At 45.8% G+C, this 14,643-nt stretch carries 9 protein-coding genes, 7 tRNA genes and 1 riboswitch; all 16 genes read right to left on the minus strand.

The annotated features are described in order from the left end of the window. Positions 1 to 869: 869 nt before the first annotated feature. Positions 870 to 2,690 (minus strand): allophanate hydrolase, encoded by a 1,821-nt coding sequence (atzF, locus tag ACLD71_RS17420; protein ID WP_411991493.1) that lies wholly within the window; start codon positions 2,688 to 2,690, stop codon positions 870 to 872. 1 nt (position 2,691) lies between these two features. Next, positions 2,692 to 6,336, minus strand: a complete 3,645-nt coding sequence (gene uca, locus ACLD71_RS17425; protein WP_411991494.1) for an urea carboxylase — start codon at positions 6,334 to 6,336, stop codon at positions 2,692 to 2,694. 87 nt (positions 6,337 to 6,423) lie between these two features. Beyond that, entirely contained in the window at positions 6,424 to 7,071 is a 648-nt protein-coding gene (locus tag ACLD71_RS17430; protein ID WP_411991495.1) for an urea amidolyase associated protein UAAP2, read from the minus strand. A gap of 23 nt (positions 7,072 to 7,094) precedes the next feature. Then, the gene (locus tag ACLD71_RS17435; protein ID WP_411991496.1) at positions 7,095 to 7,847 is read right to left on the minus strand and encodes an urea amidolyase associated protein UAAP1; all 753 of its coding nucleotides are present in this window, start codon (positions 7,845 to 7,847) and stop codon (positions 7,095 to 7,097) included. 12 nt (positions 7,848 to 7,859) lie between these two features. Continuing rightward, complete coding sequence (locus tag ACLD71_RS17440; RefSeq protein ID WP_411991497.1) at positions 7,860 to 8,645, minus strand: ABC transporter ATP-binding protein; 786 nt, start codon at positions 8,643 to 8,645, stop codon at positions 7,860 to 7,862. Continuing rightward, positions 8,645 to 9,469, minus strand: coding sequence for an ABC transporter permease (locus ACLD71_RS17445; RefSeq protein ID WP_137674760.1), 825 nt, complete (start codon positions 9,467 to 9,469; stop codon positions 8,645 to 8,647). The genes ACLD71_RS17440 and ACLD71_RS17445 overlap by 1 nt, the downstream gene beginning before the upstream one ends. A gap of 9 nt (positions 9,470 to 9,478) precedes the next feature. Next, positions 9,479 to 10,561, minus strand: coding sequence for a putative urea ABC transporter substrate-binding protein (locus tag ACLD71_RS17450; RefSeq protein ID WP_411991498.1), 1,083 nt, complete (start codon positions 10,559 to 10,561; stop codon positions 9,479 to 9,481). 59 nt (positions 10,562 to 10,620) lie between these two features. Then, positions 10,621 to 10,718: riboswitch (guanidine-I (ykkC/yxkD leader) on the minus strand. A gap of 254 nt (positions 10,719 to 10,972) precedes the next feature. After that, a tRNA-Leu gene (locus ACLD71_RS17455) sits at positions 10,973 to 11,059 on the minus strand. Between the two features lie 17 nt (positions 11,060 to 11,076). Beyond that, positions 11,077 to 11,150 (minus strand) — tRNA-Cys (locus ACLD71_RS17460). A gap of 18 nt (positions 11,151 to 11,168) precedes the next feature. Beyond that, positions 11,169 to 11,244, minus strand: a tRNA-Gly gene (locus ACLD71_RS17465). 126 nt (positions 11,245 to 11,370) lie between these two features. Then, positions 11,371 to 11,457 (minus strand) — tRNA-Leu (locus ACLD71_RS17470). Positions 11,458 to 11,772: 315 nt separating this feature from the next. After that, positions 11,773 to 11,859: transfer RNA gene (locus ACLD71_RS17475), tRNA-Leu, on the minus strand. Positions 11,860 to 11,879: 20 nt separating this feature from the next. Beyond that, a tRNA-Cys gene (locus ACLD71_RS17480) sits at positions 11,880 to 11,953 on the minus strand. A gap of 18 nt (positions 11,954 to 11,971) precedes the next feature. Next, a tRNA-Gly gene (locus ACLD71_RS17485) sits at positions 11,972 to 12,047 on the minus strand. 167 nt (positions 12,048 to 12,214) lie between these two features. Next, a complete protein-coding gene (gene pgsA, locus ACLD71_RS17490; RefSeq protein WP_201798767.1) occupies positions 12,215 to 12,766 on the minus strand; it encodes a CDP-diacylglycerol--glycerol-3-phosphate 3-phosphatidyltransferase in 552 nt (183 codons plus the stop codon). A 43-nt stretch (positions 12,767 to 12,809) separates the two neighbouring features. Continuing rightward, the gene (gene uvrC, locus ACLD71_RS17495; RefSeq protein WP_411991499.1) at positions 12,810 to 14,642 is read right to left on the minus strand and encodes an excinuclease ABC subunit UvrC; all 1,833 of its coding nucleotides are present in this window, start codon (positions 14,640 to 14,642) and stop codon (positions 12,810 to 12,812) included. Position 14,643: the final 1 nt, after the last annotated feature.

Consider the following 14,643-nt stretch of genomic DNA (forward strand, 5'->3'; position numbering starts at 1 on the left):
CGGACGTTACCTGTCTCGACGCAGGCTATGTACTAAGGCCTGCGTTGCTACGGTGTCGTTAAAATTTAATTAAAAAAGCTCGTTTTCTATTGATAAACTGCGTTTTTCACCAAACTTCGTCATATTGAGAGTGCTTCAATTATCATTCTCAATAAACAGCGACACAGTCACTCTACATGTAGTCAAAGGTTTAAACAACTGTTCAATATTCACACCAGTGATGCGTCTAATTCGGAGCTGGCACTTTATAACGACCACATAACTCCTAAATAGACAGAAAAGTTTTACTTACCACGTATAAGGGTCTGACTTTACGCATCTCTGTAACACAAGTTTCAAACAGCTCTGTATAGCGGCTATTATTGGCGGCCCTAGGTAGTTCAGCTTCAATGCGTGTTTCAAACTGACAGGTATCCAAATATCGCTGGACCCGACACCGTGTATTGTGGCGTAGAACCGTATCAGCGCTAGCGAGGCAAATCGTTATGTCGAACATAATCAACGCCCGCTGTGACAGTTTGGCTCGCCTCATTGAGCGCAAGGGATAAAACTGTCCAGGAGGAGTTAACCTAAGAATGGATTGATTTAGTATAGTATCTGCATAGTGACGACGCACGAATAAACGTTTGCATATTAACTCGCTCAACAATGGTCGTTAAAAGTGTTTCCACAGCAGTCGGTGAAGATCCATGTAAAATAGTTTCACTTGGATTTTCGTCGCTTTGATGTTCGAAATGTTTGTTGCCGCAAATGTCAGTGTTGAACTGTAGACAAAAAACCAAAAGCTAGAAGAGACACCACTTTTGAAAAATAGAAAGCACTGTAAAAAAACAGTGCTTTCTTTGATATGTTAATGAGCGAAAAAATGCTTACAAGCTAGCCATGTACGCTCGCCAGCCGCCAAATTCGCTAACATCTTTGGCTGTGGTCGTTGCGTAGCCTTCACAGATAAAGCTATTTACCCAGCTTCCATCGGCTAACTCAATTTTGCCTAAGCCTAGAGGGTGCGGAATGCCTTGCAAGAAGCTACCAAGGTGCTGTTTGGGTAAGCGCCATACTTCTACTTCTATGGCTACGCCATGTTCTTCATCACGAATCATACCGGGGCGTGCGGGTGGCCCACCAGCTAAAGCATATAACTTGTAGGCGCTGGCGCTTTGAGTAGCTTTAACTAATTGCCCTGCTCGCTCGGTAAGCTGAAAGTTAAGGGGTAAACCTGACAAGTGAGCACCACACACTGCTAGGTCCATGTAATCATCCTCTACGCTTTCTGGGGTTTGCAGTGCCGGTAACGCTTGTTTGCTTGCACCTAAGTTAAAGCCATTATCTTGTTGGACAAGTGCCGCCATGCTGAGGATCTTTCTGTCGCAATAAGCATCGCTAAACAGGGTTATACCGAAGCTTTGAGTATTACCTTGCTGGTTTTGGTAAAAACCGGCAGGTACCGATATCGCGCTGTAGTCCAGCAAGTTCATAAAGTTGGTGTAGTAGCCCATATTGGAGTTAAGTTGAATGGGATCTTCTTGTAATTGGGCAATGCTATAACTACTGCCCGCTGTTGGGGTAACAATTGCATCTACTTGTTTAACTAGCTCGTCACAGACCACTTTATAGGCTTGCAGTTGATAGAAGGCCTTAAAGGCATCCACCGCATTGTGCTTTGTAGCGCCGCCAATAATGGTTTGAATAACCGGTAAACATTGGCTTGGATCTTTTTCAAAAAACTCTTGAATAGCGGCATAACGCTCGGCCACCCATGGGCCTTCGTAAAGCAATTTAGCGGCTGCTAGGAATGGTTCAAAATCAATTTCTACTAACTCTGCGCCTAAACGCTCTAGCTGTTTGAGGCTTTGTCCAAACAACTTTTCTGTTTCTGGGTTATCGAAAAACGCCAGGTTGCTAGCTTTGGGTACTCCAATTTTGAGTGAAGTTAACTCCTGCAAAGGCTGATAGTACTGGCTTTGATTAGCTTGTTGGTTTGGCCTTGCGTAACAATCATCGGCGTCGTACTGGCCAGCTACGTCCAGCAGCAAGTTTAAATCATCACTGGTATGGGCAAACAAGGTGACACAATCTAGGCTTTTACAAGCTGGCACTACACCGCTGCAACTAAGCAAACCTTTGGTGGCTTTTAAGCCAAGAATATTATTGAGCGCTGCGGGCACCCGGCCAGAGCCTGCGGTGTCGGTACCTAATGAAAAACACACTTGCCCTTTGGCTACGCTTACCGCACTGCCTGAGCTAGAGCCACCAGAAATCATGCTTGGATCAAAGCTGTTTTTAACTGCTCCCCAAGGGCTGCGAGTACCGACTAAACCTGTAGCAAACTGGTCTAAGTTGGTTTTACCCAAAGGCACCGCACCAGCTGCAATAAGTTGTTTCACCACAAAGGCACTGTCACTGGGTTGGTAGCTATATTCTTTACAGCCTGCGGTAGTTGGCAATGCTGCTAGATCAATATTGTCTTTAATCGCAAACGGCACGCCATATAAAGGTAACTCGGCAATATCTTGCTGCTCTAGCGCGGCTAAATAGTCGGCTAATTGTTGCTCACTTATGGTAGATATCCAGCAGTTGTTAATGTCGCTTTTCACTGCTGCTAACTGCTGCTCTAAATATTGCTTAGCGCTAAACTGTTTGCTTAGGTAAGCTTCGCGCAACTGCGAAATAGTGTAGGTACTTGTTGTCATGTTATTCGGTCTCCATAACCATTAGGCGCTGCCCTGCGTGAACTTGGGAACCTTGAATTTGGTTCAACTGTTTTATTACTCCGTTTGAAGGCGCAGTCACTTCTAGTTCCATTTTCATTGCTTCTAACACTGCCACCACCTGGCCAGATTTAACGCTTTGCCCAGGCTCTACCATTACTTGCCATAGGTTTCCGGCTACGTGGCTCTCGATAGCGAGTTCCGAATCTTCTAATACATCGTCGGTGCCGGTTTGTTCGTTAAGTTGTTCAGCCACAAAATTGGCTTGGCCTGTTTCTTCCCAGCGCTGACGCTCTGCTTCAAAGGCGACTTGTTGGTTTAACTTAAAGGCTTGAATGCTTTCTTGCTGTTCATCTAGCAAGGCTTGATAACCCTTTAAGCTAAACGCTGTTTCTTCAATTTTTAGTGGGTAATCGCCCCGCGGGAAGTCTTTACGAATTTGCTTAAGCTCGTCCGCACTCACTGGGTAAAACTTAATTTGATCGAAAAAGCGCAGCAACCAAGGTTTAGTAAACTCAGTGGTAGTGCGATAGCGATTCCACATCTGTAGAGTACGCCCCACAAACTGATAACCACCCGGCCCTTCCATGCCATATACACACAAATATGCACCGCCAATACCTACCGCATTTTCTGGTGTCCAGGTGCGCGCGGGATTGTATTTAGTGGTGACCAAGCGGTGGCGTGGATCAATTGGCGTAGCGACGGGTGCGCCAAGGTATACATCGCCCAACCCCATGACTAAGTAATTGGCGTTAAATACAATGTCTTTTACTTGTTCAACAGTATCTAGGCCGTTAATGCGGCGAATAAACTCGATGTTATCGGGGCACCACGGCGCGTCTTTTCTGACTACATCGTTGTACTTTTGAATAGCCAATCGGGTGGCTTCGTCGTCCCACGACAAGGGTAAATGAACAACCCGAGCAGGCACACTGAGCTGATTAATATCACCAAGGCTTGCTTCTACTTGTTCAAGAATGTCGAGCAGCTTGCTTAGGGGGATCTCAAGGTTGTTGTAATGCACCTGCAACGAGCGAATGCCCGGGGTTAATTCTTGAATGCCGCTTATCGCCAGTTCTTGTAACTTAAGCATTAAAGCATGCACCCGAAAACGCAGTGCAATATCTAAGCGTTGCGGGCCATATTCAATCAGTAAATAATCTTCACCCGCTGGGCGGTAAACCACTTTTTCGCCATATAACTCAGCGGCCAAGGTTTTAACAATCGGAGTAGTAATAGGCGAAGCATCAATGGCAGTATTGTAAGCTTTGCCTAGGCTAATGCATTCTAGCTGCTGACGCTCTGCTTGTTCGGCTTGTGGAATAGTGACCGGAATAAAGCTTATTTCGTCACCCGCTTTAAGTTGACCCATTTTCCACAAGTCAGCTTTAATGATGGTAGCCGGACAAACAAAGCCACCTAGGCTTGGGCCATCGGGCCCCAAAATAACCGGCATATCGCCAGTAAAATCAATGCTGCCAACGGCATAAGCATTGTCGTGAATGTTAGACGGATGCAAGCCAGCTTCTCCGCCGTCTGTGCGTGCCCATTCAGGTTTTGGCCCAATTAAACGTACGCCTGTGCGACTCGAGTTAAAGTGCACTTTCCACTTGGCAGCAAAAAACTGCGTAATATCGTCATCGGTAAAAAAATCAGGCGCACCATGCGGGCCGTAAATAACGTGAATAGTCCAATGTTTCTGAATACTGGGCGTTTGCTCTAACGCTCGACCCACTATAAATTCATTTAGGTGCTTAACATCGTTAATCACAGGCAGTTGTAATACGTCTCCGCTGCGTAACGCCCGACCCGCATGCCCGCCAAACTGACCTAGAGTGAAGGTAGATTTACTGCCTAAGTATTCAGGACATTGGAAGCCGCCACTAATCGCGAGGTAAGCTCGAGCACCAGCATCGCTCACTTTACCTAATGCCAAGCTTTGGCCGGCGCTTACTTTAAATACTTGCCACATCGCGCGGCTTTGGCCATCTAAACTAATCTCTATATCGGCGCCACCTATTGCTACCAAGCTGTCTTGATTAAACTTAAGTGTTGGCCCTTGCAGGGTAATCTCTAAACCAGCGGCATCACTTGGATTACCTAATAGCTTATTAAGAAGCTGAAAGCTTTGCGCATCCATTGGGCCTGATGGCGGTACGCCAATATCCCAGTAACCCGTGCGAGCGGGATAATCTTGAATAGTGGTTTGCGTACCTGCGCTTAATACATCAATAGTATTTGGCTTGTAGGCAAAGCTGTTTAAGCTAGAGGTAAGCAAAGTACCTTGTTGAAGTGCGGGCAGTTTAAGCAACTGCTGCAAGTACGCTAAGTTGTGCTCAATGCCATACACTTGGCAGCTAGCAAGCGAGCGAGCTAAGCCGGCGATGGCTGTGTCTCTATCTGCTCCATGAAACTGCACTTTAGCTAACATGGGGTCAAAAAACGGTGAGACTTCTACGCCACTTTCTATCCAGTGATCAATCCGCAGTTGCTCATCGCTGGCTAAACCTAGTTCTTCTGCCTTTGGCCAACTAACATGGCTTAATAAACCCGCGTTAGGCTGGAAATCTTTATTTGGATCTTCGGCATACAAACGCACTTGTATCGCGTGACCTGTGGGTTGTAAGCCCTCGGCTTTGTCACTTAGCGGATAGTTTTTATTACACGACTGAGCAAAACCCAGCTCAATCATCCACTTGACTAAATCTACGCCAAATACCATCTCGGTAACGCCATGCTCTACCTGCAGGCGGGTATTAACTTCTAAAAAGTAAAAGGCTTGGCTTTGCTGGTCAAATACAAACTCTACGGTACCTGCACTGCGGTAATTAACACTTTGGGTGAGTTGTTTAGCAGTTTGCTGTAGCTGTTCTCGAGTGGCCTGGCTTAAGTTGGGTGCTGGGGTTTCTTCAATTACTTTTTGGTTGCGGCGCTGCGCTGAACAATCTCGTTCGCCCAGGGTGAGTACTTCACCTTCGCCGTTACCAAACACTTGCACTTCTATGTGGCGTGCTTGAGTAATAAATTTTTCTAAGAACAAACCTGCATTACTAAAGTTGTTCTCGCTAAGGCGTTTAACACTGTCGAATGCTTGGCTTAGTTGCTCTGCACTGTCGCAGCGCTGCATACCAATACCACCACCACCGGCAGTACTTTTTAGCATAACCGGGTAACCCAGCTCCTCGGCACAGCTAAGTGCTTGTTCGCAATCATCTAACAAGCCGCTGCCTGGTAATAAAGGCACCTTGGCTTGCTCGGCTAATTCACGCGCTCGATGTTTTAGGCCAAAGGCATTCATTTGTTCTGCCGTGGGGCCTAGAAATACCAAACCTTGTTCTTCACAACGTTGGGCAAATTCTTGGTTTTCACTTAAAAAACCGTAACCAGGGTGAATCGCCTGCGCGCCACTTTGTTTGGCGATGGCAAAAATTTTGTCGATATTTAGATAGGTTTGGCTGGCTGAGCCCGCGCCTAGGCAATGGGCCTCAGACGCTTGGCTAATGTGTAAACTGTCGGCGTCGGCTTCGCTGTAGAGCGCAACGCTGGCAATATTCATTGAGTTGAGGGTTCGAATGATCCGACAAGCTATCGCGCCGCGGTTGGCTATCAATACTTTTTCGAACATAGTGTCACCTGAGAACTGCGGGTCGTCCCGGCTTATTAGTAAAGGCGTGTTTAGGGTCGTCCCTAGCCTTAATGTGGAGCGTGTTGCTTATGCAGCATCCCATATCAGCATTTCTACTGGTGTTGGGTTATAGGCGTTACAAGGGTTGTTAAGTTGTGGGCAGTTAGACAGTAAAACTATCACATCCATCTCGGCGTGCATTTCAACGTACTCACCTGCGCCACTGATCCCATCGGCAAAGCTCAAACCGCCTTCGGCAGTAACGGGCACATTCATAAAGAAGTTAATGTTGTGGGTAATATCACGCTTGGTTAAGCCAAATTGATCGTTTTCGGCCACGGCCAATAACCAACTGTCTCTGCAGGCGTGCATGCACTTTTTCTCTAGGGCGTAACGCACGGTATTGCTCTCGGTTGCACAAGCCCCACCTAGGGTGTCGTGTCGGCCACAGGTATCTGCAGTAATGGTGAGCATCTCGCGACCTAGATTTGACACTAAGGTCGTGCCCGCCGTTAAATACACATTGCCTTGTTCACGAATGGTGTCCATAGCGCTGTAACGTTCGCTAGGATCGTTAGCGTTATAAAATAGGGTATCGGCAGCTTGGTTGCCTTCTAAGTCTAAGATACGCAGGGTTTGACCGGCTTTTAGCACTTTCATGTAATAGTCACCGGCTGGAACTACATCGCGTAGCGTGGCGTCATCGGCTATTAATTGGCTTGTTTTAATCATCATTTTTTTCCTTTTAGTCCCAATACTTAAGCAACGCAACAACTGGCTTGCGTTGTTTCGCAACGATAACGTTCAGTGTTTTCAAAACCTCGACCATTCTCTGGTCTAAAGTTACGGCAATAATCATCTTGGCTAACGCTCTCCGCCTGACACATTTCTACGCTTACTGGATGGTTGGGATAATCACTAGCAGGGTTCATTGGATGTGGGCAAGTAGATATGAGCACTAATGTGTCCATTTCGAAACGCAGCTCAATGACATCGCCAGCCTTACTCGCTTGTTCATCAAACTGCAGGTTGCCTTCGGCGTCTGTTGCAACTTTGCTAAATAAGTTTAAGTTGGCCGCCATGTCACGCTTGCCTAAGCCGTATTTGGCGAGCTCGACCAACATGCTGTCGTAACCATTTTGTAGCCACTGGTTCCTCTGGGTTTGATAACTACGCTCGCCCCACTTGGCGGCGACTTTTTGCTTGTTGGCTAAACCACCTACGCTGTCTATCCAGCCGCTATCGTCTCGAACGATTGAGCAAAATATTCTGCCCATATCGGAATATAAACAGTTGCCTTTAGTCAGTTTCAAGGTGTGCTGACACTTAAGCGTATCCGGCGCGTTGTAGCGCTCTAGCAAGTCTTTAGGATTGTGAAACAACAGGCTAACATTGGCTTTCCCGCTGGTATTAATAAAACGTAAGATTTTACCCGCAGGCACAGTAACCGACCAATGAGCCGCTCCTGCGATGGTTTCTTGATAAATAATGTCTTGGGTTGATGAGGTCATAATTTGTCCTTATTACGCGACAGATGCATCGATAATCGGTTTCATATCCTCGGTAAAAGACAGATTTTGGATGTCTTTTGCAATCGGGATATCGTAAGTAACTTGAGCACCAAAACGCTCTGGGTGCTGTGCATCGTGACGGTGTTTATCAAATACCCACAGCCGATTACCTAGGCTAAAGCCCTCTGATAAGTCGTGAGTAATCATAAAAATAGTGAGTTTGTGTTCTTGCCAAAGTTGATGCACTAACTTGTGCATGTCCTTACGAATACCGGGATCTAACGCACCAAAAGGTTCGTCTAATAACAAAATTTTTGGTTTTTTCATTAAGGCTTGAGCAATGGCTAATCGTTGCTGCATACCACCCGATAATTCAGCAGGATATTTATGTGCCGCGTGGCTTAAGCCAACTTTGTCTAACATCGCCATTGCTTGGGTATAGGCTTGTTGCTTCGCTTTACCAAACAAGCGACTAACAAAAAGCGACTGGGCAAATACATCACTTAGCATGACATTTTGCACTGCAGTTAGGTGAGGAAACACCGAGTACTTTTGAAACACAATACCGCGCTCAGGTCCGGGCTCGTTTGGTAGTATGTCACCATTAAGCAATAACTTGCCTCGGCTAACGCTTTCGTTGCCCAGTAGCAAGTTTAAAAACGTAGACTTACCACAGCCAGATGCGCCAACAATGCTCACAAACTCGCCTTCCATTACACTCAGGTTGATTCGCTCTAACACTACGTTGTCGCCGTATTCTTTCCATACATCTTTGGCTTGTATGATGGGGGTAGCCATTACGCGTCTCCTTGTGCAGTGTGGTACCAAGTAAACGCATGTTGCGACAGCTTGCGTAACAACCAATCCATTACAAAAGCCAGCAAACTAATCCAAAGCACGTAAGGTAAAATAACGTCCATGGCGAGGTAACGACGAATCAGAAAGATGCGGTAGCCTAAACCTTCGGTAGCGGCAATGGCTTCTGCTGCAATCAAAAACAGCCAAGCGCTGCCCAGGGTTAAACGCACTGCTTCAATTAATTTAGGCAGTATTTGCGGTACAACAATGGCAATAATGGTTTGCCAGCTTGATGCACCCAAGGTTTGTGCTTTAAGAATTTGTTCTGGCGGCAAGGCATCGGTTCGCAGCTGTAAATCACGGATCATGATTGGACAAATACCAATGATGATTAACATCACTTTGGATAGCTCACCCAGACCAAACACAATGAACAAAATCGGTAGTATTGCCATGGGTGGCACTAACGACAAGGCTGTAACCAAGGGAGATAATGGCGCGCGTACAAACGGCACCATACCGTTAGCCACGCCTACGATTAAGGCAATCAGAGCGCTAATCCCAACTCCCATCGCTAAGCGACTCAAGCTAGCTAAAGTATCGGCCAACATTAAGTATTCGCCGCTACGTCTGCTTGGCTCAAAGGCCATGCGGTTTATTGCGTCTACAAAGCTAGACATTGCCGGCAATAGCTTGTCATTTGGGTTATCTACCAAACGGGCTTGCGATGCCATCATGTACAGCACAATCAACACAATGAAAGGAAGTAAGCCCAACAGCAGCCGAGTAATTCGGCTAGGCTTTTTATTAATTAGTCGAGTCATAGAACGGCCTTATAGTTTGCCTTGAACCGCCATGTCCATGTACTCAGAGGTAAAGCGTAGTTTTACATTAGCGCTGTCACCATAGGTACCTGATGGCGTTTCGATACCAATGAAACTAGCATCTGGCGCCCCTTCACCTAGTAGGCCGTGGTGGTGAGAAAACTCAGCCACTTTAGCCATGGTAGATGGCAAGGTTGCACTGTTAGTGAAATCAACAGCGTCTTTTGCGTCGTAGAACATTTTGGTAGAGGCCAGTTGCGCATCGTAACCCGCTAAATCTGTACCCGATGCTTCGGCCATAAAGCTGCGTGCTTTAATTGCTGCTTCGTCATTGCCCGACATGGTAGCCATAATTTCGTACCAAGCGCCGGTTAGCGCTTTACCCAATTTAGGATCTTGATTTAGGGTATCGGTATGCACGACTAATAGGTCGATAATTTCGCCAGGGATCTTAGATGAGTCAAACACCATGTTGGTATCTGGCATAGAGGTAATTTCGCTTAGCAGTGGATTCCACGTGGTTACTGCCGTTACGTCTGACGTGGTAAACGCAGCAACAAGGTCTGCATCGGAAGTATTCTCTACTTTAATGTCACGCTCTTTTAAGCCTACCGACTCCAATGCACGTGCTAATAAGTAATGAGAAACGCTGAGTTCAACAAGGTTTACTTTTTCGCCCTTCAGATCTTTTAGGCTCTTATTACCTTTTAACACTACGCCGTCGTTACCGTTTGAAAAGTCGCCCACAATTAATGCCGTAGAATCAATGCCGCTAGCTGCGGGAATGGTTAAGGCATCCATGTTAGTCATTACGGTAGCGTCGAAGCCGCCTGCAGTGTATTGGTTAATAGATTCGATGTAGTCGTTAACTTGCACTACTTCGATATTGATGTCGTATTTGTCAGCCCATTTTTGCACGATGCCAGAAGCAGCGCCATAATCCCATGGCATCCAGCCCACGTAAATTGTCCACGCAAGTTTATAAGTAGGTTTATCGGCGGCTTGCGCTGAGCAAATGCTCATTACGCTAGCACTTAGAATAGTGGCTGCTATAGCCAAAGAACGGAGTGGAGATTTAACTAAGTTCAACATGGTCACCTCAATGTGGTTGTACACTTAAAATAAAAACATGAGAGACGTATTTAAGTGTCATCTCCCGGGCTTTTATCCCTCCGTGTAACCCCGTAATGAGGTTGACAACTCTCGGTCCAGACACTGCGTTGCAGCCGGAACCCTAGATGTCTATTGCAAATTGTAGTGGCGGCTCTTGATGTGGCAAAGCCATACATCTCTCATGTCGCATAGTTAATAGAGCAAACGCTATGCCAAAGTATGAGTACCTAGTTTTGGGTACTTGATGGGTTATTACAAGAAACTTTGCGCACCGAATTGGCGCATATCGACCTAGTGCGCACCAAAGCAGTGAAACTAAATAAAAGGATAATTTTTGTGGGAATTAGAAACCAAAAAAGCCAGTAGCAAATGCTACTGGGTTTTCTGAATTGGTGCCCGGGGCCGGACTTGAACCGGCACGTCCTTTCAGACGAGGGATTTTAAATCCCTTGTGTCTACCAATTTCACCACCCGGGCAAAACTTTACTTTGTAATGGAGGCGGGTCCCGGAGTCGAACCGAGGTCCACGGATTTGCAATCCGCTGCATAGCCACTCTGCCAACCCGCCATACAGCGTTACAAATTTTGGAGCGGCACATCAGGTTCGAACTGATGACCTCAACCTTGGCAAGGTTGCGCTCTACCAACTGAGCTAGTGCCGCTTAATTCTTTAATCAACACTGAAGCAGTGCTAACTAATTCCTATCTTCATTAGCCTTTGGTAAGGACTAACAAATTAAGTCTTTTGTTACCGCTTATGCAGTAGCGAGATTCTCAACTCTAAATACTGGTGCCCGGGGCCGGACTTGAACCGGCACGTCCTTTCAGACGAGGGATTTTAAATCCCTTGTGTCTACCAATTTCACCACCCGGGCGACACGTTTGTTGCTAACAATATCGGCCTACGGCCTGAAAGCGAGATGTACTTTAACGTATTACAGAAATGAGTCAACGGATTTTTTAAGGGAGTTGATTCAAGTGCTTAAAAAGCGATCTAGCAAGCACCAATTAGCTTCTTTAGTGAACGACTAGCCTGCATATTACGCGCTATGAATTAGCGTTTAACTATAGATTACGTCTAGAGAACATGATTGGTGAATTAACAGATGCAACTAAACTAGAGAAGAGTTTGAATCACAGTACAGATGAAAGGTTAGCTGAAAAGCTGGGAGAATAATGCAAAGAAGAGTTGGTGCCCGGGGCCGGACTTGAACCGGCACGTCCTTTCAGACGAGGGATTTTAAATCCCTTGTGTCTACCAATTTCACCACCCGGGCGACACAAATTTCGATAGTAATGGAGGCGGGTCCCGGAGTCGAACCGAGGTCCACGGATTTGCAATCCGCTGCATAGCCACTCTGCCAACCCGCCATACTATCTGTGTTAAATTGGAGCGGCACATCAGGTTCGAACTGATGACCTCAACCTTGGCAAGGTTGCGCTCTACCAACTGAGCTAGTGCCGCTTCTCTGCTTTGCTTGCTAATTAGGTAACTAGTCAAGTTCGGCTTTTTAACACTCCAGCGTTGCCGCTGAATGTGCTGTGCATTTTAGCGGCCAGAATCCTTACGTCAACTGTCTTTTAGCAAGTTTCTTACTGTTCGTTGGATTTTTAGACTAAAGCTGCGATTTATTAGCCATTCTGCTTTAATTGTGGCCATGCCAGCATTAAATAACTGACCATTGACCATAAAGTTAATATGGTTGCGACATAAAACAAGCCATAACTTGCTTGGGTAACCAAGGGATCAATTTGTGCAGTAAGGCCGGTAATAGCTGCCATTTGCGCAGCAGTTTTATATTTGCCAATCCAAGACACAGCTACGCTTGAGCGTTTACCTAACTCAGCCATCCACTCTCGTAGAGCTGAAATAATGATCTCGCGAGAAATCATTATTACCGCAGGCACGGTAATCCAAAATGTTTGGTAATGCTCAACCAATAGCACCAGGGCAGCAACCACCATGGCTTTATCTGCAACGGGGTCTAAAAACGCGCCAAACGGAGTGGTTTGGCCTAGGCGACGCGCTAGGTATCCATCTAAATAATCTGTTGCAGCTGCTAAACCAAAAATGAATGCAGCAGCAAGCATGCCCCACTCTACAGGAAGGTAAAAAGCTAAGACGAAAAATGGAATTAATACAATTCTAAACGCGGTTAGTAAATTTGGAATATTTATCATTATTTTTCATTTATAAAACTACTGCCGCTATGTTGCCTAATCTTGCCTAGTGATGCAACGTATCAAAAATCTTTTGCGCTAAAGTCGGGCTTATTCCAGGAACTTTTTTCAATTCGTCTACGCTGGCGTTTTTCATTTGTTGCATTCCACCTAAATGGGTAAGCAACGTTTGCCTGCGTTTAGCCCCTATACCTGGAATATCTTCAAGCACACTGGTTTTACGTGCTTTGTCGCGCCTATTTCGATGGCCAGTTATCGCGAAGCGGTGGCTTTCATCACGAATATGTTGAATTAAATGTAGGGCAGCTGAGTCACTCGGTAGATGAATCTCAGTCATTGCCTTACCAATTAGCAATGTTTCTAAGCCTGGTTTACGTGTTACACCTTTAGCGACACCTACCAACAATGGCATAGGATCGAGGTTTAGAGGCTCAATACTGGAAAATGCCGCGGATAACTGCCCTTTCCCACCATCAATAAACAATACGTCAGGGATCTTTTCAGCCAATTGAGCTTTTTGATAACGCCTTTTTAAGGCTTGTGCCATTGCCGCATAATCATCTCCGCCGGTAATACCTTCAATATTGAAACGCCGATACTCTGATTTGTTAGGCCCTTGCCTATCAAATACCACACAAGACGCCACGGTACGTTCACCTTGGGTATGGCTGATATCAAAACACTCCATCCGTTTTATCGGCTTGTCTTGATCAAGCAAGCTCTCTAACTCGGTCACTCTATGATGAATAGTCGCTTCTTGGTTAAGCTTAGTGAGTAGTGCGTTCTCAGCATTGGTATTAGCCAAAGCCACAAAACGGAGTTTTTCACCACGCTTAGGTGAAGTGAGTTTTACCTTCGTACCTAGCTCGGATTCTATCGCCTCTTCAATCTCAGGCCAATCGCCTTCTACGTCAGGGAGCAATACCTCGTTAGGCTGGTTACCTTTGCGCTGTTCAGAAAAATAATACTGCATCACAAAGCTTCGTAATACTTCTGGCAACTCTGCTTGTTTTGGCACTTTAGGGTAGTAAGAGCGACTACCCAGCACTTGGCCATCACGAATAAGTAATAGATGAACCACTGCAATACCGTTTCTAAAGGCAAAACCAAGTACGTCACTATGTGCGGTATTACCGCTAACAAACTGCTGCTCTTGGACCTTACGCATGGCTTTAATTTGGTCTCTAAAGCCTGCCGCAGCCTCAAAATTCAGGTTTTCGCTAGCAGCTGACATTTTGTCAACCAGCTGATTAATCACCTGCTGGCTTTTGCCTTTTAAAAACATGCTCGCAAGATCGACCTGCTGCTGGTAGTCAGGTTCTGAAATAAAATTAACACAAGGTGCTGAGCAACGCTTAAGTTGATATTGCAAACATGGCCGTTGACGATTGGCATATTCACTATCACTGCATTGACGAATAGGGAATAATTTCTGCATTAAGTGCAGACTTTCGCGCACCGCATTGCCATTAGGATAAGGCCCAAAGTAGTCACCCTTGGTACGTTTAGCGCCACGGTGCATCGAGATACGCGGATGTTTATGATTACTGATTAAAATATAAGGATACGATTTGTCATCCCTAAGCAATACGTTGTATTTGGGTAAATACTTTTTAATCAGGTTGTGTTCGAGGATTAACGCTTCGGTTTCAGTATGAGTAACCGTTACTTCGATACTGGCAATGTTCGACACTAACGCGCGGGTTTTATTGCTATCAACATTTTTTCTAAAGTAACTACTTAAGCGTTTTTTGAGTGACTTAGCTTTACCGACATAGATCACGTCGTTAGCGGCATTGAACATCATGTAAATGCCGCTAGCTTCTGAGACTTGGTTGAGAAAAGCCTTACTGTCGAATGGCGTGTTTTTGTCAGCCAAA

This window comes from Agarivorans sp. DSG3-1, assembly GCF_046774965.1.
Classification (GTDB): domain Bacteria; phylum Pseudomonadota; class Gammaproteobacteria; order Enterobacterales; family Celerinatantimonadaceae; genus Agarivorans.

Excerpts from the sequence above, each read along its gene's own strand:
- atzF (WP_411991493.1), bottom strand. The coding sequence starts at position 2,690 with ATGACAACAAGTACCTACACTATTTCGCAGTTGCGCGAAGCTTACCTA.
- uca (WP_411991494.1), bottom strand. The coding sequence starts at position 6,336 with ATGTTCGAAAAAGTATTGATAGCCAACCGCGGCGCGATAGCTTGTCGG.
- ACLD71_RS17430 (WP_411991495.1), bottom strand. The coding sequence starts at position 7,071 with ATGATGATTAAAACAAGCCAATTAATAGCCGATGACGCCACGCTACGC.
- ACLD71_RS17435 (WP_411991496.1), bottom strand. The coding sequence starts at position 7,847 with ATGACCTCATCAACCCAAGACATTATTTATCAAGAAACCATCGCAGGA.
- ACLD71_RS17440 (WP_411991497.1), bottom strand. The coding sequence starts at position 8,645 with ATGGCTACCCCCATCATACAAGCCAAAGATGTATGGAAAGAATACGGC.
- ACLD71_RS17445 (WP_137674760.1), bottom strand. The coding sequence starts at position 9,469 with ATGACTCGACTAATTAATAAAAAGCCTAGCCGAATTACTCGGCTGCTG.
- ACLD71_RS17450 (WP_411991498.1), bottom strand. The coding sequence starts at position 10,561 with ATGTTGAACTTAGTTAAATCTCCACTCCGTTCTTTGGCTATAGCAGCC.